Origin of the sequence: Streptomyces zhihengii (assembly GCF_016919245.1) — a bacterium.
Lineage (GTDB): Bacteria > Actinomycetota > Actinomycetes > Streptomycetales > Streptomycetaceae > Streptomyces > Streptomyces zhihengii.
In genome coordinates this window covers 2303757-2327292 of record NZ_JAFEJA010000001.1, presented here as the reverse complement: position 1 = coordinate 2327292, position 23536 = coordinate 2303757, and the positions used below count along the sequence as shown (strand labels likewise).

Genomic DNA, 23536 nt, shown 5'->3' with positions numbered 1-23536 from the left:
ACCGCCTTCCGCCGCCCCCCGGCCCACCCCCCGAGGAAGCCCCGTGAATCCCACCCCCGCCCCCGAAGTGCCCGAGGCCCACGGCCGCCCCGCCGCCGCGCCCCACGACCGAGGCACGACGGGCGGCCCGCTCGCGTGCGAGGCGCCGACGGTGCCCCGCCAGTCGGGCGGCGGCCTCGACGACGCACCCGGCAGGGGGCCGGGCGACGCACCCGGCAGGGGGCCTGCGGCCGTGGACCCCGCCGCGGAGGCCCCCCGTCCGGAACCGGTGACCGGGCCTGTGCCCGAGGCTCCCGGCGTGACGGCCCCCGTGCCCGAGGCTCCCCGCCCGGCGGCCGTGGACCCCGCCGCGGAGAGCACCGGCCCCCGTCCCGCCACGGCCGCCGGGGACCATCTCGACGACCCGGACCCCTACCGGGCGGCGGACGGCGCGGCCTGCGAGAACCTGGTGCGCTGCTGGGTACGGGAGCGCGGCATCCCCGCCCCCGCAGGCGACACCCTGCGCATCCCCCTCGACGCCAGCGGCACCGCGCTGCGCGTCCCCGTCCGCCACTGGTCCGCCGCCGGATGGCACCGCTTCGGGCCCCCCGTCCTGGAGGGCAGCCCGCGCGGGGCCGGCACCGCCGACGCGGTCACCGTCGCCGCCCTGCTCGGCCGGGAGGCCGGTCAGGCCGAGGGCGCCGACCTCGTGGGGCGCGTCGCCGACTCGGTGCGGCACACCGCGCTCTTCCTCGCCGAGCGCCGCCGCCGCCCGGCGCCGCCCGCCCACGCCGACCACTTCCTCGCCGCCGAGCAGTCGCTGCTCCTCGGCCACCCCCTGCACCCCGCGCCGAAGAGCCGGGAGGGCCTCTCGGAGTCCGAGGTGCGGCGCTACTCGCCGGAGCTGCACGGCGCGTTCGCCCTCCACTGGATGGCCGTCGACCGCTCCGTCCTCGCCACCGACTCCGCCTGGACCGAGCAGGGCCGCCCGCTCCCCGCCGAGCGGCTCACCGCCCGGCTCGCCGGGGGCCTCGCCGTCCCCGAGGGGTGCGCCGCCCTCCCGCTCCACCCCTGGCAGGCGCGCGACCTGGCGCACCGCCCCGCCGTGGCCGCCCTCCTCGACGCCGGACTGCTGCACGACCTGGGGGCGCACGGCGAGGACTGGTACCCCACCTCCTCCGTCCGCACCGTCCACCGGCCCGGTGCGCCGGTGATGCTCAAGCTCTCGCTCGGTGTGCGGATCACCAACTCCCGCCGGGAGAACCTCCGCAAGGAGCTGCACCGCGGCGTCGAGGTGCACCGGCTGCTGCGCACCGGGCTCGGCGACCGGTGGCGCGCCGTCCACCCCGGGTTCGACATCGTCCGCGACCCGGCCTGGCTCGGGGCCGACGCCCCCGGCGGCGGCCCCGTCGCCGGCCTCGACGTCGTGCTGCGCCACAACCCCTTCGGTCCCGGCGACGACGCGGTCTGCGTCGCCGCCCTCACCTCGCCCCGCCCCATGCCGGGCCGGGAGGGGACGTACTCGCGGCTCGCCGACGTCGTCGACACCCTCGCCGCCCGCACCGGCCGCCCCCGCGCGGCCGTGTCCGCCGAGTGGTTCCTGCGCTACCTCGACAAGGTCGTGCTGCCGGTGCTGTGGCTCGACGCCACCGCGGGCATCGCCCTGGAGGCCCACCAGCAGAACACGCTGGTCCTCCTCGACGCGCAGGGCTGGCCGGCCGGCGGGCGCTACCGGGACAACCAGGGCTACTACTTCCGCGAGTCGCACCGCGAGGCGCTCGACCGCAGGCTGCCCGGCATCGGCACCGCCAGCGACACCTTCGTCTCCGACGCCGTCACGGACGAGCGCTTCGCCTACTACCTCGGGATCAACAACATCCTCGGTCTCGTCGGCGCGTTCGGTTCCCAGGGCCTCGCCGACGAGCGGGTGCTCCTCGCCGCCCTGCGCCGTTTCCTCGCGGCCCACACGGCCCTGGGCTCCCCGCTGCCCGGCCGGCTCCTCGACGCGGACGTGCTCCGCTCCAAGGCGAACCTGCTGACCCGGCTGCGGGGCCTCGACGAACTCGTCGGCCCCGTCGACACCCAGTCCGTCTACGTCGCCCTCGCCAACCCGCTCCACTCCTGAGCGGCGCGGCCGACGAGAGGAGACCACCCCCGTGCCCATACCCGCAGCGCGCGGCGCCGACGGCGCCGCCGCGCACTCCGGCGGCCCCCGGCCCGACGAGCCCGCCGCCGGTGACGCCGTGGCTCCCGGCGGGGTGCCGCCCGCGGCCGGTGCATCCCCCTGGGGGCCCGCCGCCGGTGACGCCGTGGCTCCCGGCGGGGTGCCGCCCGCGGCCGGTGCATCCCCCTGGGGGCCCGTCGCCACCTCCGCCGGTGACCTGCGGCTGGTGCCCGTCGTCCCGGAACGGGACCTCGGCCTGCTGGCCGGCTGGATGAACGACCCGGCCGTGGCGGCCTACTGGGAGCTCGCGGGCCCCGAGTCCGTGACCCTCGCCCATCTGCGCGAGCAGCTCGCCACCGGCCACAGCACGCCCTGCCTGGGCGTCCTCGACGGCACCGCGATGAGCTACTTCGAGATCTACCGGGCCGACCTCGATCCACTGGCCCGGCACTACCCGGCGCGTCCGCACGACACCGGCGTGCACGTCCTGATCGGCGGCTCCCGGGACCGCGGGCGGGGGGTCGGGTCCGTGCTCCTGCGGGCCGTCGCCGACCTCGTGCTGGATCTCCGCCCGCGCTGCGCACGGGTCGTCGCCGAACCCGATGTGCGCAACACCCCCTCCGTGTCCGCCTTCCTGGCCGCCGGGTTCCGCTTCTCCGCCGAGGTCGCCCTGCCCGGGAAGCGGGCCGCGCTCATGATCCGGGAGCGCGCGCTGCGCGGGGTGCTGTGACCGTGCCGCCGCGTTCCCTCCACCGTCCGCCCCGCATCGGACCCACCCGAGGAGTCCCCGTGCCGAAGACCCCCGCCCGTCGTGACGCCACCACCGCGCCCGGCGCCCCGCCGCCCACCGTGCTCGGCACTCCGCCCGGGCTGACCGCGCGGAACTGGGAACGCGCCGGGAGCCGGCTGCTGGCCAAGATGATCGGCGAGTTCGCGTACGAGGAGATCCTCACCCCGCGCCCCGACGACGACACCGCCGGTCCCGCGGGCCCCGGCGGGGCCGCGGCCGCCGCCCCGTACGTCCTCGGCCTCGGCGACGCCGGCCGCCTCACCTTCCGGGCCCGCCGGGGCGCCTACGGGAGCTGGCGCGTCGAGGCGGACTCCGTCGCCTGGGACGGGCGGCCCTTCACCGACCCGCTGGCCTTCCTCTCCCGGGCCCGCGAGACGCTCGGCATCGACGGCGCCACCCTCGGCCACCTGCTGCGCGAGCTCTCCGTCACCCTCACCGCCGACACCGCGCTCGACCACACCGCCCTCACCGCCGCCGAGCTGGCCGGACTCGGCTACGCCGAACTGGAGGGCCACCAGACCGGACACCCGTGGATCGTCCTGAACAAGGGCCGCATCGGCTTCTCCGCGTCCGACACCGCGCGCTGGGCCCCGGAGTCCCGCCGCCCCGCCGCCCTGCCCTGGATCGCGGTCAGCACCCGCCTCGCCGCCTACCGGGGCGTCCCCGCCCTCGCGCTGCCGCCGGACCTGTACGCCCGGGAACTCGACGACGCCACCCGCGCCCGGTTCGACGCGGCGCTGCGCGAGCAGGGCCTGGACCCGTCCGCCTATCTGCTCCTGCCGGTGCACCCCTGGCAGTGGGACGAGGTGCTGCTCCCGCTCTACGCGCCCGCCGTCGCCCGCCGGGAGATCGTGCCGCTGCCCACCGACGGGGACCTGCGCCTGCCGCAGCAGTCGGTGCGCACCTTCGTGAACACCGGCCGGCCCGAACGGCACACCGTCAAGCTGCCGCTGTCCGTCCTCAACACCCTGGTCTGGCGCGGGCTGCCGACCGAGCGCACGCTCGCCGCCCCCGCGGTCACCGCCTGGGTGCAGGGCCTGCGCGACGCGGACGCCTTCCTGCGCGACGAGTGCCGGGTGATCCTGCTCGGCGAGGTCGCATCGGTGACGGTCGAGCATCCGCTGTACGACCGGCTCGACGACGTCCCGTACCAGTACAAGGAGCTGCTGGGAGCCATCTGGCGCGAGCCCCTCGTCCCCCGTCTCGACCCCGGGGAGCGGGCGCGCACCCTCGCCTCGCTGCTGCACACCGACCCGGCGGGCCGCGCCTTCGTCGCCGAGCTGGTGGAGCGTTCGGGCCTGGCGCCCGCCGTCTGGCTCCGGCGGCTGTTCGCGGCGCTGCTGCCGCCGCTGCTGCGCTTCCTCTACCGCTACGGGACGGTCTTCTCCCCGCACGGAGAGAACGCCATCGTGGTCTACGACGAGCACGACGTCCCGGTGCGGCTGGCGATCAAGGACTTCGTCGACGACGTGAACATCAGCGCCCGGCCGCTGCCCGAGCACGACACCATGCCGGCCGAGGTGCGCGGGGTGCTGCTGACGGAGGAGCCCGCCTTCCTCACCCAGTTCATCCACTCCGGGCTCTTCGTGGGCGTCTTCCGCTACCTCGCCCCGCTCGCCGAGGACCAGCTCGGCGTCCCCGAGGAGCAGTTCTTCGCCCTGGTCAGGGAGGAGATCCTGCGCCACCAGGCGCTCTTCCCCGACCTGAAGGAGCGCTACGAACTGTTCGACCTGCTCACGGAACGCATCGACCGGCTCTGTCTCAACCGCAACCGCCTCCACCTCGACGGCTACCGCGACCGCCCGCACCGGCCCCACGCGGCCGTCCACGGCACGGTGCCCAATCCGCTGGCGGCACCGTGAGGACGGCGCGAAGTGATCGTGCTGTCAGTGGCGACCCGTAGGCTGGGCGCGCTATGACGAAGCCATCCCTCCCCGAGCTCCTGCACGCCGCCGTCACCGCCGTGGGCGGTGTGGAACGGCCCGGACAGGCCAGCATGGCCGAGGCCGTTGCCGGAGTCATCGACGACAGCTCCCACCTCCTGGTGCAGGCCGGCACCGGCACCGGCAAGTCGCTCGGCTACCTGGTGCCGGCCCTGGCGCACGGCGAGCGGGTGGTGGTCGCCACGGCCACCCTGGCGCTCCAGCGCCAGCTCGTCGAGCGCGACCTGCCGCGCACGGTGGACGCCCTGCACCCGCTGCTGCGACGGCGCCCCGAGTTCGCCATGCTCAAGGGCCGGTCGAACTACCTGTGCCTCCACCGGCTGCACGAGGGCGCTCCGCAGGACGAGGAGGAGGGCCTCTTCGACCAGTTCGAGGCCGCCGCCCCGACGAGCAAGCTCGGCCAGGACCTGCTGCGGATGCGCGACTGGGCCGACGAGACCGAGACCGGCGACCGCGACGACCTGACCCCGGGCGTCTCGGACCGCGCCTGGAGCCAGGTCTCGGTCTCCTCCCGGGAGTGCCTCGGCGCCTCCAAGTGCGCCTACGGGGCGGAGTGCTTCGCGGAGATGGCCCGTGAGCGCGCCAAGCTCGCGGACGTCGTGGTCACCAACCACGCCCTGCTCGCGATCGACGCGATCGAGGGCGCTCCGGTGCTGCCCCAGCACGAGGTGCTGATCGTCGACGAGGCCCATGAGCTGGTCTCCCGGGTGACGGGCGTCGCCACGGGCGAGCTCACCCCGGGCCAGGTCAACCGCGCGGTCCGCCGTGCCGCGAAGCTGGTCAACGAGAAGGCCGCGGACGCCCTCCAGACCGCTTCCGAGGGGTTCGAACGCGTCATGGAGCTGGCCCTGCCGGGCCGCCTGGAGACCGTCCCCGAGGACCTCGGCTACGCGCTGATGGCGCTGCGCGACGCCGCCCGTACGGTGATCTCCGCGATGGGCTCCACCCGCGACAAGTCGGTCCAGGACGAGGACGCCGTGCGCAAGCAGGCGCTGGCGTCGGTGGAGAGCATCCACGCCGTGGCGGAGCGGATCACCCATGGCTCCGAGTACGACGTCGTCTGGTACGAGCGCCACGACCGCTTCGGGGCCTCGCTGCGGGTGGCGCCGCTGTCGGTGTCCGGGCTGCTGCGGGAGAAGCTCTTCACCGAGCGGTCGGTGGTGCTCACCTCCGCGACCCTGAAGCTCGGCGGCGACTTCAACGGTGTCGGCGCCTCCCTCGGGCTGGCCCCCGAGGGCACCGGGGGAGAGGACGTGCCCCAGTGGAAGGGGCTGGACGTCGGTTCCCCGTTCGACTACCCGAAGCAGGGCATCCTCTATGTGGCCCGCCATCTGGCGACGCCGGGCCGGGAGGGCTCGCGCGGCGACATGATGGACGAACTGGCCGAGCTGGTGGAGGCCGCCGGCGGCCGCACCCTCGGGCTGTTCTCGTCGATGCGGGCGGCGCAGGCGGCGGCGGAGGAGCTGCGGGGGCGGCTGGACAATCCGATCCTGCTCCAGGGCGAGGAGACGCTCGGCGAGCTGATCAAGAATTTCGCCGCCGATCCGCAGACCTGCCTGTTCGGCACCTTGTCGCTGTGGCAGGGCGTGGACGTGCCGGGGCCGAGCTGCCAGCTCGTGGTCATGGACCGCATTCCGTTCCCGCGGCCCGACGACCCGCTGATGAGCGCGCGGCAGAAGGCCGTGGAGGAGGCCGGCGGCAACGGCTTCATGGCCGTCGCGGCGACGCACGCGGCGCTGCTGATGGCCCAGGGCGCCGGACGGCTGGTGCGGGCCACGGGGGACCGCGGCGTCGTCGCGGTGCTCGACCCTCGGCTGGCCAACGCGCGGTACGGCAGCTATCTGCGGGCCTCGCTGCCGGACTTCTGGTACACCACCGACCGCAACCAGGCCCGGCGGTCGCTGGCCGCGATCGACGCGGCGTCGAAGGCGGCGGGCGTCTAGGCCGTGTCTGACAAATCCCGCCTGGCGCGCGACGCCCGGCACGCACACTCGCCGCGTTGTCGGAGTCATCCGAGTACGCCCAGTACGAGGGTGATCCTCCGCCTTGCGATTGCACGCACCGGACGCCGCGCGCCCCGCCCTGCGGGCGGACGGCGCCATTTGTCAGACAAGGCCTAGGGCCGGCCGGCGCCTGGCGCCGGAAGGCCGACGACGCCCGGCACCCGAGAGCGGACCACGTCCGGCAGCCGTCGGCGGCCTGCGCCGGGCAACCGAGACCGGACCACGCCCGGCGAGCCCGGGCCGCCTTCGGGGCGGCCCGGGCTCGCGCGCACACGTCAGGACCCCGGGACCGGCGCAGTGGGTCCCGGGGTCCGGTCGAGGCCGGTGGGTGGTCAGACCCGCCGGAGCACCGCCACCACCTTGCCGAGGATCGTGGCCTCGTCACCGGGGATGGGCTGGTAGGCCGCGTTGTGCGGGAGCAGCCAGACATGGCCGTTCTCCCGCTTGAAGCGCTTCACGGTGGCCTCGCCGTCCAGCATGGCGGCGACGATGTCGCCGTTCTCCGCGACGGGCTGGCGGCGGACGGTGACCCAGTCGCCGTCGCAGATGGCCGCCTCGATCATCGAGTCGCCGACGACCTTGAGCACGAACAGCTCGCCGTCGCCGACGAGCTGGCGGGGGAGGGGGAAGACGTCCTCGACGGATTCCTCGGCGAGGATCGGGCCGCCGGCCGCGATACGGCCGACGAGCGGCACATAGGAGGCCGCAGGCTTGCCGGTGGTGTCCGTGGGCTGGGTGCTCGGCTGGTCGGATCCGCGGACCTCGTACGCCCGGGGGCGGTGCGGGTCCCTGCGCAGGAAGCCCTTGCGCTCCAGCGCCATGAGCTGGTGGGCGACGGAGGAGGTGCTGGACAGGCCGACCGCCTGGCCGATCTCGCGCATCGACGGCGGGTATCCCCGGCGCTGCACGGAGTCGCGGATCACCTCGATGACGCGCCGCTGCCGGTCCGTGAGGCCGGAGCTGTCGGCCCGGATCCCTGGGGGCCTGCCGGGCAGCGAGCGGGTGGGCTGGGGGCCCTCCGGGGGCGTGGCTGCGTCATTCATGGCATGCACCGGCTCGTATCGGCTCTGGGAGCGGTCCTGGGCAGTGATGGCGGCACTGTCAGCGGTGGTGGTCACGTCGGCCCCTCTCGAATGGTCTCCCTAGCTGGACAACGGTAGTAGCTTTCGAAAGGTTGCGCCAAACACACGTTCGAGTGAAAAAGTGCGGATTCCTTGAGGTGCCCGCTCATCAGGGTGTATGTGCGAACGGCCTACCGGGATCACCGTGGGCGCGTGGCGACTACGGTAGCCTTCGCCGCCGTGGGCGGTCACGGTGGCCGCGCCGGACGGCTCCGCCGTCCCCGCCGAGCCGTGGACGCGCACCGGGCTCCGCCCGTGCGCGGGGTCGTATCTCTCCGCGCTCGTCCATGGCCGTCCGTGGTCGCCGTGTGCGCTCCGTGGAACGCTGCCGCACACCGTGTGCCCGGTGCCGCGCCGCGCGACACGCGCTGGGGGTGTTTGGTCGGCCAAACCCCAGATCTAGTGGTTGGATTGTGCCGACCGCCCAGAAGTTGTGGTCCCCCGGTCTTCGGTGCTGCGGGCATCGCCTATGCTTGTGGCTGCTTCGGGGGGCTCGGCGGGCCTGATGGGGCCATGTCGCCATGCTGTGAAGGAGGGGTTGGGAACCAATGCACTGTCCCTTCTGCAGGCACCCCGACAGCCGCGTCGTCGACAGCCGTACGACCGACGACGGCACGTCCATCCGACGCCGCCGGCAGTGCCCGGACTGCTCCCGCCGTTTCACCACGGTGGAGACCGCGTCGCTCATGGTCGTCAAGCGCAGCGGCGTCACCGAGCCCTTCAGCCGTACCAAGGTCATCTCCGGCGTGCGCAAGGCGTGCCAGGGGCGGCCGGTCACCGAGGACGCCCTCGCCCAGCTCGGCCAGCGGGTCGAGGAGGCGGTGCGCGCCACCGGCAGCGCCGAGCTGACCACCCACGACGTGGGTCTGGCCATACTCGGCCCCCTGCAGGAACTCGACCTCGTCGCGTACCTGCGGTTCGCGTCCGTCTACCGGGCGTTCGACTCGCTCGAGGACTTCGAGGCCGCCATCGCGGAGCTCCGCGGGGGGCGGCCACCTGGGAACGAGCGCGGGAGCACGGGGGCCGCCGAGGTCCCCGTCCCCGCCACCGCCGCCGACTGAGGGACAGCGGCCGGCCGGGTCGGAGACTGCCAGGCAGTCTCCCCGGCCGACCGGGGCGGCACACATACCTGTCCGGGGCACCGCCGTGCGGCGTCCGGGGCGACAGACACAAACCGTGCCACGGGAAGATCTGGGCACATCAGGGCGTTTTTGCCCGTATATGGGAGGCGGCATGACCGAGACGACGAGCGGCCCCGCACGAGGGTCCCGCACCAAGGGAGCCAAGGCGAACAAGGGCCTGCGTGTCGAGCGCATCCACACCACCCCCGGAGTGCATCCGTACGACGAGGTGGCCTGGGAGCGCCGTGACGTCGTCATGACCAACTGGCGTGACGGCTCGGTGAACTTCGAGCAGCGTGGCGTCGAGTTCCCCGACTTCTGGTCGGTGAACGCGGTCAACATCGTCACCAGCAAGTACTTCCGCGGCGCGGTCGGCACGCCGCAGCGCGAGACCGGTCTGCGGCAGCTCATCGACCGGATTGTGAAGACCTACCGCAAGGCCGGCGAGGACTACGCCTACTTCGCCTCGCCCGCCGACGCCGAGATCTTCGAGCACGAGCTCGCCTACGCCCTGCTGCACCAGATCTTCAGCTTCAACTCCCCGGTGTGGTTCAACGTCGGCACGCCCCAGCCCCAGCAGGTCTCCGCCTGCTTCATCCTGTCCGTCGACGACTCCATGGAGTCGATCCTCGACTGGTACAAGGAAGAGGGCATGATCTTCAAGGGCGGCTCCGGCGCCGGCCTGAACCTGTCCCGCATCCGCTCCTCCAAGGAACTGCTCTCTTCCGGCGGCAACGCCTCCGGGCCGGTCTCCTTCATGCGGGGCGCGGACGCCTCCGCGGGCACGATCAAGTCGGGCGGCGCCACCCGCCGCGCGGCGAAGATGGTCATCCTCGACGTCGACCACCCCGACATCGAGGGCTTCATCGAGACCAAGGTGAAGGAAGAGGAGAAGATCCGCGCCCTGCGCGACGCGGGCTTCGACATGGACCTGGGCGGCGACGACATCACGTCCGTCCAGTACCAGAACGCCAACAACTCGGTCCGCGTGAACGACGAGTTCATGAAGGCCGTCGAGAGCGGCGGGAAGTTCGGCCTGCGCGCCCGGATGACGGGCGAGATCATCGAGGAGGTCGACGCCAAGGCGCTCTTCCGCAAGATGGCGCAGGCGGCGTGGGCGTGTGCCGACCCGGGCATCCAGTACGACGACACGATCAACCACTGGCACACCTGCCCCGAGTCCGGCCGCATCAACGGCTCGAACCCGTGCAGCGAGTACATGCACCTGGACAACACCTCGTGCAACCTGGCCTCGCTGAACCTGATGAAGTTCCTCAAGGACGACGGCAAGGGCAACCAGTCCTTCGACGTCGAGCGCTTCGCCAAGGTCGTCGAGCTGGTCATCACCGCGATGGACATCTCCATCTGCTTCGCCGACTTCCCGACCCAGAAGATCGGCGAGAACACCCGCGCCTTCCGCCAGCTCGGCATCGGCTACGCCAACCTCGGCGCCCTGCTGATGGCGACCGGCCACGCCTACGACTCCGACGGCGGCCGCGCGCTCGCCGGTGCCATCAGCTCGCTGATGACCGGCACCTCCTACCGGCGCTCCGCCGAGCTGGCCGCGGTCGTCGGCCCGTACGACGGCTACGCCCGCAACGCGACCCCGCACCTGCGGGTCATGAAGCAGCACGCCGACGCCAACACGGCGGCCGTGCGCATGGACGACCTGGACTCCCCGATCTGGGCCGCGGCCACCGAGGCATGGCAGGACGTGATCCGCCTCGGCGAGAAGAACGGCTTCCGCAACGCCCAGGCGTCCGTCATCGCCCCGACCGGCACCATCGGTCTGGCGATGTCCTGCGACACCACCGGCCTGGAGCCGGACCTCGCGCTGGTCAAGTTCAAGAAGCTCGTCGGCGGCGGCTCCATGCAGATCGTCAACGGCACCGTGCCGCAGGCGCTGCGCCGCCTCGGCTACCAGCCGGAGCAGATCGAGGCCGTCGTCGCCCACATCGCCGAGCACGGGAACGTGATCGACGCGCCCGGCCTGAAGACCGAGCACTACGAGGTCTTCGACTGCGCCATGGGCGAGCGCTCCATCTCCGCGATGGGCCACGTCCGGATGATGGCCGCGATCCAGCCCTGGATCTCGGGCGCCCTCTCCAAGACGGTCAACATGCCGGAGTCGGCGACCGTCGAAGAGGTCGAGGAGATCTACTTCGAGGCGTGGAAGCTGGGCGTCAAGGCGCTCGCCATCTACCGCGACAACTGCAAGGTCGGCCAGCCGCTCTCCGCCAAGACCAAGGAGAAGGAGAAGGCGGAGGTGACCGCCAAGGCCGAGGAGACCATCCGGTCCGCGGTCGAGAAGGTCGTCGAGTACCGCCCGGTCCGCAAGCGCCTCCCCAAGGGCCGCCCCGGGATCACCACCTCCTTCACCGTCGGCGGCGCCGAGGGCTACATGACCGCCAACTCCTACCCGGACGACGGTCTCGGCGAGGTCTTCCTGAAGATGTCGAAGCAGGGCTCCACCCTCGCGGGCATGATGGACGCCTTCTCGATCGCCGTGTCGGTCGGCCTCCAGTACGGCGTGCCGCTGGAGACCTACGTCTCGAAGTTCACCAACATGCGCTTCGAGCCGGCCGGTATGACGGACGACCCGGACGTGCGGATGGCGCAGTCGATCGTCGACTACATCTTCCGCCGCCTGGCGCTGGACTTCCTGCCCTTCGAGACGCGCTCCGCGCTCGGCATCCACTCGGCCGAGGAGCGTCAGCGCCACCTGGAGACCGGTTCCTACGAGCCGTCGGAGGACGAGCTCGACGTGGAGGGCCTGGCCCAGTCGGCGCCGCTCCAGCAGGAGCTGAAGGCCGTCGCCGCCCCGGTGGCCGAGGTCCCGGCCCCGAAGCAGGCGCACACCTCGGCCGAACTGGTCGAGATGCAGCTCGGCATCAGCGCCGACGCCCCGCTCTGCTTCTCCTGCGGGACGAAGATGCAGCGGGCCGGCTCCTGCTACATCTGCGAGGGCTGCGGCTCGACCAGCGGCTGCAGCTGATCACGGGCACCGTCAGGGTGTGAACCCCCGGAGGGCGGCGGAACGGGAAACAGCTCCGCCGCCCTCCGGCGTCCGTACGGGCGGGCGGTCCGGTCTCGGATCAGCCGCCCATCAGGCCGAGGAACGACTCCGGATCCGCGTCGAAGCCACGCGGCCCGCCGGTCAGCTGCCAGGCTCCCGCCGCGTCCCGGCGGAACTCGCACAGCACCGCCGCGGTGCTGCCGGCGACGCCCGCGAAGTCGGTCGCCGCGAGCTCCGTGTAACCCTCCGCGATCCGCGCCGAGACGTTCCGTATGTCGCCGAACGTGCGGCGCCCGGAACCCTGCTGGATGACCACGCCGACCACGACCCGCTGGTACACGGGCGCCAGCCGCTCGAACTCCAGCGTCATGACCTCGTCGGCGCCGAACCCCTGCCCGGTCCTGCTGTCGCGGGTCAGGGTGATCGTCCCGTCCGGCGACCGGCTGTCGAAGTGCACGGCGTAGGCGGGCGCGCCGCCCGGGCCCTGCCCCTCGTACGTCGCCGCGACCAGATCGAGGTCATGGGCCGCCTCGCCCAGCGGGCTCGGGTCCCATTTCAGCGACACCTCGGCCTTCCGGACGCCCTTGCTGAGGCTGCTGCTCACCGGATCTCCTCCCCGTAACTGGCTTGCTCGCCTTGTGTGTTGAAGGCTCGAAGGTCGACCGTATCCGCTCAGTGCGGGATGCGGCGAGGCGGCCGGGGTGCGGCGACCCCGTCGCGGAACTCCGCGATCGCGCTGCTGACCTGGCGCATCAGATGGGTGTCCTCGATGCGGTCCAGATAGAGGCAGCGGCGCGCTATCCCCTCCAGTTCGAAGGTGAAGCACAGGGACATCAGCGGGTTGATGAACAGCTCGCTGCCGCGGGTACGCGTGGTGAACTGGATGTCGCCGAACAGCCCGCGCACCGCCGCGGCGATCGAACCGTTGACGATGCTGGGGTGGTCGGGCGTGTGCGCCTGGGCGTGCGCCACCGCGTCGAGGAACAGCGCGCCCTCCCGGGTGGTCCGGGACACCGAGAACGCGCCCAGGTAGGCACCCTCGGTCTCCAGCGCCGCGATGTTCTCCAGCACGAGGCCGTGACTGACCCCGTGGTAGGCGTCGACGCCGAACCCCACGGAGACCACCAGGCGCTCCGGCAGCTCGATTCCGGCCAGGGCGGCGACGCTCGTCATGTCCTCCTCCGGCGTGCCCAGCCCCGTCTCGTCGCCGCGCATCAGGATGTCGGTGCCGCCGTCGACGAGCACCACGGCCTCGATGTCGTGCGCCTCGATCAGCGCGCGGTAGGCGGCGCGCAGCGGCTGCACACCGACCCGCGCGAACGCGTGGACGGTGCTCGGGTAGCCGTGCAGTTCCAGCCAGGAGGCGAGGGTGCGCTCGGGGAAGTAGCTCTGGTGGAGGGAGGTCCCGGGAGTCACCCGGGCGACGTCCGGGGCGAGCCACGCGTCCAGCGGCAGTCCCTCGACGGCGCTGAAGGTCAGATTGGCGAGGGTGACGTCCTTGCCCTGGTGCATCAGGGACAGGGCCACCGGCAGACCCGCGTAGACGTCGAACCCGCCGCCGGCGCCCGCCACCAGGACGCGCCGGGCCGACTCGAGCCGGGAGAACAGCGGATGGGAGTGCAGAGCCGTCATGGAGATCATTGTCCCGGCGGCCGGGCCGCGCGGACAGCGGATCGGGCGGATCCGGCGGCTTCGGCGCCTCGGGGTGCCGGACACCGGTGGGGCGTCCGCACGGTGCCCCTGGCGCATGCCCGGCGCACCGTCGCACACCGGGGCGGGTCCCGCGGGACAGTGACCGGCGCCACGTTCCGCGCCGTACGATGGCGCGGTGCTGGTCAAGTGGATTCGCTGCACCGTCGTCGACCGACGCGGTTTCGAGCGGGGGCAGCGGAAGTGGGCGGGGCTCCCGGGTGAGCCGGGATTCCGCGGGCAGGGCGGCGGCTGGAGCCGGATACGGCCGAATGTCGCCCATGTCGTTGCGTTCTGGGAGAGCCGTCCCTTCTACGACTCCTTCATGGCCCGGTCCCACGACCGGCTCGCCGCCGGGCAGTCGGGCACGTACAAGGACATCCAGACCAAGCTGTTCGACTACCGCTTCGACGTGAAGACCGGCTTCGAGCCCCGGTTCACCGACGCGGACGTGCTGCGCGTCGCGCACTGCCGGGTCCGCGACGAACGGGTGGAGCACTTCTCGCTGATGCAGGAGAAGGTGTGGAACCCGGCGATGGCCGGTTCTCCCGGAATGGTGCGCGGGGTGTTCGGAGAGGCCCCGGGCAACGAGTTCCTGATCATGTCGATGTGGGCGTCCGCGGGCGAGCACGGCAAGTACCGCACGGAACGCATCGAGCGGCTGCTGCTGCGGGCCCAGACGGAGGCCGATGTCACCGCCCTGGCCGGGGACGTGGTGGAGCTCGAACCCTCCTGGACGGTCTGACCAGCGCGCCCGCCCGCGGGAGCGGACACCGCGGCGCAGGGGTGCGCCCGGCGTGATCCGGATGCGAGGCCCTAAGGTCGGGGTATGGCACGACCGCGACGCATCGTCCTTGTCCGGCACGGGGAATCGGTGGGCAACGCCGACGACACGGTCTACGAACGCGAGCCGGACCACGCGCTCCGGCTGACCGGCCGGGGACAGGAGCAGGCCGCGGAGACCGGCGGCCGGCTGCGCGAACTCTTCGGCGACGAGCGGGTCAGCGTCTACATCTCCCCCTACCGCCGCACCCACCAGACGTTCCGCGCCTTCGGCCTCGCCCCGGACCGGGTACGGGTCCGCGAGGAGCCCCGGCTGCGGGAGCAGGACTGGGGCAACTGGCAGGACCGCGAGGACGTACGCCTGCAGAAGGCGTACCGGGACGCCTACGGGCACTTCTTCTACCGCTTCGCGCAGGGCGAGTCCGGGGCGGACGTCTACGACCGGGTCGGGGCGTTCCTGGAGAGCCTGCACCGCTCCTTCGAGTCGCCCGACCACCCGCCGAACGTGCTGCTGGTCACCCACGGACTCACCATGCGGCTGTTCTGCATGCGCTGGTTCCACTGGTCCGTGGCCGAATTCGAGTCGCTGTCCAATCCGGACAACGGTGAGACGCGGGTGCTGGAGCTCCAGAGCCACGGCCGCTACGCGCTGGACCGGCCCTTCGAGCGGTGGCGGACCCCGGAGCCGTACGGGGCCACCGGCTAGAGTGGCGGGAAGATGACCGCTGATTCCTCATCCGAGCGGCGCTTCGCACGCGCCCTGGACAGCCTGCGCGGACTGTCCGTGGGAGACGCACTGGGCTCCCAGTTCTTCGTTCCTTCGCACTATCCCCTGCTCAAACGGCGTGAACTGCCGCCGTCCCCGTGGCAGTGGACCGACGACACCGAGATGGCCTGCTCCGTACTGGCCGTGCTCGCCCGCCACGGCCGGGTCGACCAGGACGCCCTCGCCCTGTCGTTCGCCGAGCACCACGACTTCGACCGCGGCTACGGGCCGGCGGTCAACCGGCTGCTGCGCCTGGTCCGGGAAGGGGACGACTGGCGGGTGCTCGCCTCCGGACTCTTCAACGGCCAGGGGTCCTGGGGCAACGGCTCGGCGATGCGGATCGCGCCGCTCGGCGCCTGGTACGCGGACGACCCGGAGCAGGCGACCCACCAGGCCGAGATCTCCTCCTACACCACCCACCAGCACCGCGAGGCGGTCGTGGGCGCGATGGCCGTGGCCGCCGCGGCGGCGCTCGCCGCGAACCCGGCGGGCACACCGGGCCCCGGGGAACTGCTCGACGGCGTGGTCGCCCTGGTGCCCCGCAGTGCGGTGGGCGCCGGGCTGCGCCGGGCCCGGGACATGCTCGACTACGGGGACGCGGGCACGGTCGCCGCGGTCCTCGGCAGCGGGCGGCGCACCAGCGCCCACGACACCGTGCCGTTCGCGCTCTGGTCGGCGGCCCGCTCGCTCGGCGACTTCGAGCAGACCTTCTGGACCACCGCGCAGGTCGGCGGCGACGTCGACACCACCTGCGCGATCGCCTGCGGTGTGGTGGCGGCCGCCGGGGGCCGCCCGCCCGCCGCGTGGCTGGAGCGCACCGAGGCACTGCCGGACTGGCTCCCCGGGGCCCCGGCCGCCTGAGCCCCGGACCCGCCGCGGTACGGACCGCCCCCCGCACGGCCCGTACCGCGGCGGGCCGCACGGCCCGTCACGGAGGAGGTCAGCCGGCGTGACCGCCCGGGCCCGCCGTGCCGCTCAGCGCCTCCAGGTCGCTCCTGCGCACCCGGATCACGACCAGGGCCGTCACGGCGGCGACGGCCACCAGGGCCACGCCGGCCCAGAAGGCCGTGGAGATGCCCTCCGTCAGCACCTGGTGGCCCCACGGGGCGGGCAGCTCGCCCGTCGTCGCGAAGGCCTCCTTCTGGGCGGGGGTCGCCTCCGCCAGGAACGACGGGAGCTGCCGTTCGGCCTCCTCGCGGCCGGCCGTGCCGAACAGCGTCATGAGGATCGACAGCCCCAGCGAGCCGCCGACCATCTGGGTCGCGTTCAGCAGACTGGAGGCCGCTCCCGACTCGTGCCCGGCCACACCCGAGACCGCGGTCAGCGTCGCCGTCACGAACACCAGCCCCATGCCGAACCCGAAGAGCAGCATCGGGCCGAGGATGCCGCCCGCGTAGGAGCTGTCGGGGGACATCAACGTCAGCCAGGCCATCCCCGACCCCGTCAGCACGGCGCCCGTCACCAGGAACGGCTTCGGGCCGAGCACGGGCAGCAGCAGGGAGGAGAGCCCGGAGGCGACGACGATCATCACCGTCACCGGGAGGAACGCCAGCCCGGAGGCGATCGGGCTGTAGCCCAGCACGTTCTGGACGAAGAGCACGATGAAGAAGAACATCCCGAACATCGCCGCGGCGAGGCTCATCATGATCAGGTACGTGCCGGAACGGTTGCGGTCCGCGAACATCCGCAGCGGGGTGATGGGGTCCGCCGCCCGTCGCTCGACCAGCACGAAGCCGGCCAGCAGGACGACGGCCGCGCCGAAGGCGCCGAGGGTGAGGCCGTCCCGCCAGCCGGCCTCGGAGGCACGGATGAAGCCGTAGACCAGCGAGGCCATGCCGAGCGTCGAGGTGAGCGCGCCCAGCACGTCGAAGCGGCCCGCGCCCTTCTCGGACTCGTTGATGAACATCGGCGCGAGGACGACGATCGCGGCGCCGATCGGCAGGTTCACGTAGAACACCCAGCGCCAGTCGAGCCATTCGGTCAGCATGCCGCCGGCCAGCAGACCGATGGCGGCGCCGCTGGCCGAGACCGCGGCGAAGATGCCGAAGGCGCGGTTGCGCTCGGGGCCCTCCTCGAAGGTGGTCGTGATCAGGGCGAGGGCGGTCGGCGAGGCGATGGCGCCGCCGACCCCCTGGAGCGCGCGGGCCGCGAGCATCTGCCACGGCTCCTGGGCGATGCCGCACAGCAGCGAGGCGACGGTGAACAGCACGACACCGGAGACGAAGACCCGGCGGCGTCCGAGGATGTCGCCCGCCCGGCCGCCGAGCAGCAGCAGGCCGCCGAAGGTGAGGGTGTAGGCGTTGATCACCCAGGAGAGCTGGGTGGTGGTGAAGTCGAGCGCACCCTGGATGTGGGGGAGCGCGATATTCACAATCGTCGAATCGAGGACCACCATGAGCTGGAGTGTCGCGATCACCGCGAGCGCGACACCTGGTCGTCCCGGTCGTCCGGCCGCTCCCGGACTTCTGGCCTGCACCGCTAACTGAGAGGCAGTCACGTCGTATCCCCCACAGGAAAGTTAGTGAACGCATCCGTTCACTCTCGCCGGTCAACCGTAGAGAAACCCCGACAGTGAACGCAAGCGTTCACTGTCGTCCGCAGTCCCCAACGGAGAGATGGTCATGGTCACTTCGCGCTGGGCTCCTGCCGGGCAGCCCCCGCCGGCGCCGCTGCGCCGGCGCGGACCCGTGCTGGAGCGCGCCATTCTGGAAGCCGCCCTGGAGCAGCTGAGCACCGTGGGCTGGAGCGGCCTCACCATGGAGGGGGTCGCCGCCGCGGCCCAGACCGGCAAGGCGGCCGTGTACCGCCGCTGGCCCTCCAAGGAGGACCTGGTCGTGGACGCCCTCAAGGCCGGCATCCCCGTGCTGGACGAGGCCGCCGACCGCGGCTGCATCCGGGAGGACCTGTACCAGGTGTGCCGGGACGTGCGCGACGCGATGTTCTCCCGGTCGGGGCTGGCCCTGCGGGCCGTGCTTCACGAATGCGACGCCGCCTCCGCCGAGCGCTTCCAGGGCGTCATCGTGAGCCGGGTGATCGACCCGTCCACCCGGCTCTTCCGGGACGTGGTGAAACGCGGCGTACGGCGCGGCGACGTGCGGGCGGACGCCGTCTGCGAGCTGGTCTTCGACGTGGTCCCCGGGCTGCTGATGTACCGCAGCAAGGTATGCGGAAGCGAATGGCCGGACCAGGATCTCGCCGAGATGGTGGACCGTGTGATGGTCCCCCTGCTGCGCACCGCGGACGGCTGACGGCCCGTTCCCGCCCGCCGGGGTGCGCCGCCCGGCGCGGGGCTGTCGAAGTCGTGACGGAATCCGGGTGTCGCCCGCCGTCCCCGGCGGCGTACCCTTGCTGGCGCCATGCCGTACGAACCACCCACCCACACAGTCGAGCGATCGATCCGGGCCACCACCGGAGCCAGGATCGTCGCAGGTGTCGACGAAGTGGGCCGGGGGGCCTGGGCCGGACCGGTGACCGTCTGCGCGGCGATCACCGGACTGCGCCGCCCGCCCCCAGGTCTCACCGACTCCAAGCTGATCACCCCGAAGCGGCGCACCGAACTCGCGGACCATCTGGAGTCCTGGGTCACCGCGTACGCCCTCGGGCACTCCTCACCCGAGGAGATCGACGAACTCGGCATGACGGCCGCGCTGCGGCTCGCCGCCGTTCGTGCGCTGGACGCCCTGCCCGTCCGTCCCGACGCGGTCATCCTCGACGGCAAGCACGACTACCTCGGCGTGCCGTGGCAGGTGCGCACGGTGATCAAGGGCGACCAGTCCTGCGTGGCCGTGGCGGCGGCCTCCGTGATCGCCAAGGTGCGCAGGGACGCCATGATGGCCGAACTGCAGGGCGAGTTCTCCGTCTTCGGCTTCGCCGAGAACGCGGGGTACCCCTCGCCCGTCCACAAGGCGGCGCTCGCGGAGCTGGGGCCCACCCCGCACCACCGGCTCAGCTGGGCGTATCTCGACGGGCTGCCGCGGTGGCGGCACCTGAAGAAGGTCCGGCTCACCCCGGAGGCGGCGGCACTGGAAAGCGGGGGCCAGCTCGGCTTCGACTTCTGAACCGCACGCCGCCCGGCAGCCACTCGCACTTGTGTGCCCACCCGCCGGTGCCCCGCGCACCGGCATTTGATAGACATCCACTCATGCCTCTCATCCCCGAGGAGCCTCAGATTCACGAGAGCGCCCAGGGTCCCCGCGTCACTCCGGCCGCAGGCCGCACCGCGCCGACCCCCCGTCCCGTACCCGGTCCGCGTTCCGCGGCCTCCCCGCGTCCCGGACACCCGGGCCCCGGCCCGGCCCGGCCCGCACCCTCCGCGCCGCGGCCCGCCCCCGCCGCACGGAAGCCCCAGCGGCCCGGCGAGGAGAAGCCCTCCGCGCCGCAGATCCAGCTCATCCCCGCCCCGGAGGACGGCGCCCTCGACGCCGCCGACGAGGCGGTCGACCTGCTGCTCGACTCGGGCCGTGCGCCCGGCGAGGTGCTGGTGCTCACCACCGGCGGTCAGCACCCGTGGGCGGCCCACGAACTCTCCTTCGGCGAGTCCGCCTACTGGGCCCAGCAGGTCGCCCGCGACGACGTGTTCTACGCGGACGGGGTGGCCGTGCAGCGTGCGGCAGGCCGTCCGGTGGTCGTCGTGGCCGTCAACGGCGGCTCCGACGAGGCTGCGGCCCGGGTGCTGCCCGCGGCGCTGGCCAAGGCGGCGACGCTGCTGATCGTCTGCGGCGATCCCCAGCGGATCGACGCGGTCCTCGGCGCCGGCGCCGGCGTCTGACTGCCGGCCGGCCTCCGGCCCCGCCCGGCGTTCGGCTCCTGTCCGGCCCCGCGGCCTCCGGCCCCTGCACGGCGTCCGGCTCCGTCCGCCGGAGCGGGCTCGCCGCGTACCGGCTGCCCCGCAGGGCAGCCGGCGGGCCGGGCCGGCCGTGGGTGTCCCGGGCGGGCGCGGGCACGGCGCGGACGTCCGCGCCCGGTGCTCGCCCGGTGCGGTCAGCGGGCGGCGGTGCGCCGCAGGGCCTCGGACGCCCCGCCCGCGGTGCGCAGGAGCGCCGGCGCACTGTCGAACGACGCGTCCGACAGGCGGCCCGGTCTCGTCGTCGAGCTGGGCTGCCTGCCTCCGCGCCCTTCGCCCAGCACCTGCCAGCCGCCCCGCGTCAGCGTGATGTAGGCGCCGCAGCGGAGCCCGTGGAGCGTGCACGCGTCGCGCAGCCCCCACATCCAGGCGCCGTCCTCCTCCGTCCAGCGCTCGTCGCCGTCACGGCAGTAGAGCAGTACCGCGGTCCGCACCGGGGTGCGGCGGCGCAGATCGTGCGGGATGACGCGGCGCAGGTGGGCCAGCAGCGCGTTGCGGAAGTCCCAGCCGTCCGCCGGAGCCGGGCGGCGGGAGAACGACGCGCTGGCGGCCAGTCGCTCCTCGTGGTCGAGCACGGCGACGACGGCGGTCGCCGGCGCCGGACTGTGCCGGGCATGCAGTCCACTGACCACCTCGCGGGGGTTGCGCAGCAGCGGGATCCCCGCCGCCGCCCACTCGGCGGGCTCCAGCATGCGGGCAAGGCGGCTGGCGGAGCCTGTCGACGAGGTGATCGAAGAGGCTGCGGACGAAGCGAATCCGAAGGTCACGGTCCTCCCTTCGCATACGCGCCCACAGAGCGGGCAGGGGTGTCGGGTGAGGGCGCACCGCAGCAGGGCCCATCAGGACCGATCGGGCCCGAGCGGGGAGCAGTTCAATTCTTCCTGTCGCATGACCCTGCGGCAACGAGCAATTTGGCGGGACCGACGGGAATCGGTTGATATGTGGCTCATATCCCTGCCCACTCGACGCGCATTCACTCCCTCCCGTCGCACTCTGGCCGGATCGGAACGCCCCCTTTGGGACCCTGGGCGACCGGGCGGTAGCAGTGTGCAGGCAACCTCCTTTGACGGTCCGTCAGAAATCAGGACTGGACGGCGAGCACCAGCGGGAACACCCCCTTGGCGCCTGCCTTGAGCAGCAGCCGGGACGCCACCGCCAGCGTCCAGCCGCTGTCCGCGTAGTCGTCGACCAGCAGCACGGGGCCGGCGGCCTGCGACACCGCGTCGGCCAGGCCCTCGGGGAGGACGAATGCCTCGTGCAGCGCCCGGACCCGCTGGGCGCTGTTGGTGCGGGAGAAGTGACGGTCCGCCTGCTCGGGCGCGTACTCCACGGAGCCCAGCAGCGGCATCCGGCCCACCTCGGCGATCCGGCTGCCGAGGGAGCCGACCAGCACCGGCCGCGAGCGGGAGGCGACGGTGACCACACCGGCCGGCCGGGGCGGGGCGTCGGCCGCTCCCGAGGCCCACCCGCCCGGCCCCTTCGCCCAGTCCGACAGGACCGTGACGACCGCACCGAGCATGTCGTCCGGCACCGGGCCGTCGGCCGCCCGGGCGTCGACCATGGGCCGCAGCCGGTTGCCCCAGCCGATGTCGGAGAGCCTGCCCAGCGCCCGCCCGGTGAAGGACAGTTCGCCCTCGGGGATACGGCCCTTGAGGTTGATGCCGACGGCGGTGAGCCCCGTGGGCCACATCTTGCGGGGCTCCAGGTCCACGCCCGGCCGTCCGAGCTCCCCGCGGGCGGCGTCCAGGGCCGCGGCCGACACCTTGTCGCCGAAGCGCGCCCCCGCGCAGTTGTCGCAGCGGCCGCAGGGCGCGGCCTGGTCGTCGTCCAGCCTGAGCCGCAGGAACTCCATCCGGCAGCCGGTGGACCGTGCGTAGTCGCGCATCGCCTGCTGCTCGGCCTCCCGCTGGCGGGCCACCCACGCGTAGCGCTCCGCGTCGTAGGTCCAGGGGCGGCCCGTCGACGTCCAGCCGCCCTTCACCCGGTGCACCGCGCCGTCCACGTCGAGGACCTTCAGCATGGTCTCCAGGCGGGTGCGGCGGAGCTCGACCAGCGGTTCCAGCGCCGGGAGCGAGAGCGGACGGTCCGCGGCGGCGAGGGCGTCCAGGGTGCGCCGCACCATCTCCTCGGGCGGGAACGCCACCGAGGCGAAGTACTTCCAGATCGCCTCGTCCTCCTTGCCCGGCAGCAGGAGCACCTCGGCATGCTCCACGCCACGGCCCGCGCGGCCCACCTGCTGGTAGTAGGCGATGGGGGAGGAGGGCGAGCCGAGATGCACGACGAAGCCGAGGTCGGGCTTGTCGAATCCCATGCCGAGCGCCGACGTCGCCACAAGTGCCTTCACCCTGTTGGCGATCAGGTCGTCCTCCGCCTGCTGCCGGTCCGCGTTCTCCGTGCGGCCGGTGTAGGACGCCACCACATGGCCGCACTGACGCAGATACGCCGTGACCTCCTCGGCCGCCGCCACGGTGAGCGTGTAGATGATTCCCGAGCCGGGGAGCTCGCCGAGGTGGTCGGCGAGCCAGGCCAGCCGGTGGGCGGCGTCGGGCAGTTGCAGCACCGACAGGCTGAGGCTCTCCCGGTCGAGCGGCCCGCGGAGCACGAGGGCGTCGGTGCCCGCGCCGGTGCCGAGCTGCTCGGCGACGTCGGCCGTCACCCGGGCGTTGGCCGTCGCGGTGGTGGCGAGGACGGGAACGCCCCGGGGGAGGTCCGCGAGCATCGTGCGCAGCCTGCGGTAGTCGGGGCGGAAGTCGTGGCCCCAGTCGGAGATGCAGTGGGCCTCGTCCACCACCAGCAGACCGGTGGCCGCCGCGAGACTGGGCAGTACCTGGTCGCGGAAGTCGGGGTTGTTGAGCCGCTCGGGGCTCACCAGGAGGACGTCCACCTCCCCGGCGGCCACCTCGGCCTGCACCGTCTCCCACTCCTCGGTGTTGGAGGAGTTGATCGTCCGAGCGCGGATGCCCGCACGCGCCGCGGCCTCCACCTGGTTGCGCATCAGGGCCAGCAGCGGGGAGACGATCACGGTGGGGCCGCTGCCCTGGGCGCGCAGCAGCGACGTGGCGACGAAGTACACGGCGGACTTGCCCCAGCCTGTGCGCTGGACGACCAGGGCCCGCCGCCGGTCGGCCACGAGCGCCTCGATCGCCCGCCACTGGTCCTCGCGCAGGCGGGCGGTGCCCGTGGTGTCGGACACGAGTCGGGCGAGGACGGAGTCGGCGGCGGCCCTGAGCTCCGCCCGGTCTGCGTTGGTCATGCCCCCATGCAACCCGATGGCACCGACAACACGCGAACCGCACCCGCTACCTGTGGACAAGTTAT

Annotated in this window: 18 protein-coding genes; 12 read left to right on the top strand and 6 right to left on the bottom strand. The window is 73.0% G+C overall.

All coding sequences use genetic code 11. The features are described from left to right. Positions 1–43: 43 nt before the first annotated feature. From JE024_RS09455 to JE024_RS09440, 4 genes are read left to right on the top strand one after another with little or no spacing between them, the layout of a single operon-like run. Positions 44–2104 carry an IucA/IucC family protein gene (locus JE024_RS09455; protein ID WP_205373156.1) on the top strand — a complete coding sequence of 687 codons (2061 nt, stop codon included), beginning with the start codon at positions 44–46 and terminating at the stop codon, positions 2102–2104. A gap of 31 nt (positions 2105–2135) precedes the next feature. Further along, positions 2136–2873 carry a GNAT family N-acetyltransferase gene (locus JE024_RS09450; RefSeq protein ID WP_205373155.1) on the top strand — a complete coding sequence of 246 codons (738 nt, stop codon included), beginning with the start codon at positions 2136–2138 and terminating at the stop codon, positions 2871–2873. 59 nt (positions 2874–2932) lie between these two features. Then, positions 2933–4795, top strand: coding sequence for an IucA/IucC family protein (locus JE024_RS09445; protein WP_372449786.1), 1863 nt, complete (start codon positions 2933–2935; stop codon positions 4793–4795). 53 nt (positions 4796–4848) lie between these two features. Next, positions 4849–6819, top strand: a complete 1971-nt coding sequence (locus tag JE024_RS09440; RefSeq protein ID WP_205373154.1) for an ATP-dependent DNA helicase — start codon at positions 4849–4851, stop codon at positions 6817–6819. A gap of 392 nt (positions 6820–7211) precedes the next feature. On the opposite strand, the gene lexA is transcribed toward JE024_RS09440, so the two are convergent. Further along, positions 7212–7997, bottom strand: a complete 786-nt coding sequence (gene lexA / locus JE024_RS09435) for a transcriptional repressor LexA (protein WP_205373153.1) — start codon at positions 7995–7997, stop codon at positions 7212–7214. 551 nt (positions 7998–8548) lie between these two features. Between lexA and nrdR the strand changes: the two genes are divergently transcribed. Beyond that, the gene (nrdR, locus tag JE024_RS09430; protein WP_205373152.1) at positions 8549–9061 is read left to right on the top strand and encodes a transcriptional regulator NrdR; all 513 of its coding nucleotides are present in this window, start codon (positions 8549–8551) and stop codon (positions 9059–9061) included. 172 nt (positions 9062–9233) lie between these two features. Continuing rightward, positions 9234–12116, top strand: a complete 2883-nt coding sequence (locus tag JE024_RS09425; protein ID WP_205373151.1) for a vitamin B12-dependent ribonucleotide reductase — start codon at positions 9234–9236, stop codon at positions 12114–12116. 100 nt (positions 12117–12216) lie between these two features. On the opposite strand, the gene JE024_RS09420 is transcribed toward JE024_RS09425, so the two are convergent. Then, positions 12217–12741: a TerD family protein gene (locus JE024_RS09420; RefSeq protein WP_205373150.1), complete on the bottom strand. Its 525-nt coding sequence runs from the start codon at positions 12739–12741 to the stop codon at positions 12217–12219. A gap of 68 nt (positions 12742–12809) precedes the next feature. Continuing rightward, on the bottom strand, positions 12810–13769 hold the full coding sequence (locus JE024_RS09415) for a DUF1152 domain-containing protein (protein WP_205373149.1): 960 nt from the start codon (positions 13767–13769) through the stop codon (positions 12810–12812). Between the two features lie 196 nt (positions 13770–13965). Here JE024_RS09415 and JE024_RS09410 point away from each other — a divergent pair, with 196 nt between their 5' ends. From JE024_RS09410 to JE024_RS09400, 3 genes are all read left to right on the top strand, one after another. Further along, complete coding sequence (locus JE024_RS09410) at positions 13966–14571, top strand: YdbC family protein (protein ID WP_205373148.1); 606 nt, start codon at positions 13966–13968, stop codon at positions 14569–14571. An 84-nt stretch (positions 14572–14655) separates the two neighbouring features. Then, on the top strand, positions 14656–15315 hold the full coding sequence (locus tag JE024_RS09405; RefSeq protein ID WP_205373147.1) for a histidine phosphatase family protein: 660 nt from the start codon (positions 14656–14658) through the stop codon (positions 15313–15315). Positions 15316–15327: 12 nt separating this feature from the next. Beyond that, entirely contained in the window at positions 15328–16236 is a 909-nt protein-coding gene (locus JE024_RS09400) for an ADP-ribosylglycohydrolase family protein (RefSeq protein WP_205373146.1), read from the top strand. Positions 16237–16315: 79 nt separating this feature from the next. Here JE024_RS09400 and JE024_RS09395 read toward each other — a convergent pair whose 3' ends face one another. Further along, positions 16316–17872, bottom strand: a complete 1557-nt coding sequence (locus JE024_RS09395) for an MFS transporter (protein ID WP_205373145.1) — start codon at positions 17870–17872, stop codon at positions 16316–16318. A gap of 124 nt (positions 17873–17996) precedes the next feature. On the opposite strand from JE024_RS09395, the gene JE024_RS09390 reads away from it, so the two are divergent. The 3 genes from JE024_RS09390 to JE024_RS09380 all read left to right on the top strand — a co-directional run bounded on the left by JE024_RS09390 (position 17997) and on the right by JE024_RS09380 (position 20143). Further along, positions 17997–18623, top strand: coding sequence for a TetR/AcrR family transcriptional regulator (locus JE024_RS09390; RefSeq protein WP_205373144.1), 627 nt, complete (start codon positions 17997–17999; stop codon positions 18621–18623). Positions 18624–18731: 108 nt separating this feature from the next. Next, on the top strand, positions 18732–19433 hold the full coding sequence (gene rnhB / locus JE024_RS09385) for a ribonuclease HII (protein ID WP_205373143.1): 702 nt from the start codon (positions 18732–18734) through the stop codon (positions 19431–19433). Between the two features lie 83 nt (positions 19434–19516). Next, positions 19517–20143 carry a hypothetical protein gene (locus tag JE024_RS09380; RefSeq protein ID WP_205373142.1) on the top strand — a complete coding sequence of 209 codons (627 nt, stop codon included), beginning with the start codon at positions 19517–19519 and terminating at the stop codon, positions 20141–20143. 212 nt (positions 20144–20355) lie between these two features. On the opposite strand, the gene JE024_RS09375 is transcribed toward JE024_RS09380, so the two are convergent. Together JE024_RS09375 and JE024_RS09370 are read right to left on the bottom strand one after the other, a co-directional pair. After that, positions 20356–20985, bottom strand: a complete 630-nt coding sequence (locus tag JE024_RS09375) for a hypothetical protein (protein WP_205373141.1) — start codon at positions 20983–20985, stop codon at positions 20356–20358. Between the two features lie 314 nt (positions 20986–21299). Next, the gene (locus JE024_RS09370; protein WP_205373140.1) at positions 21300–23471 is read right to left on the bottom strand and encodes a RecQ family ATP-dependent DNA helicase; all 2172 of its coding nucleotides are present in this window, start codon (positions 23469–23471) and stop codon (positions 21300–21302) included. Positions 23472–23536: the final 65 nt, after the last annotated feature.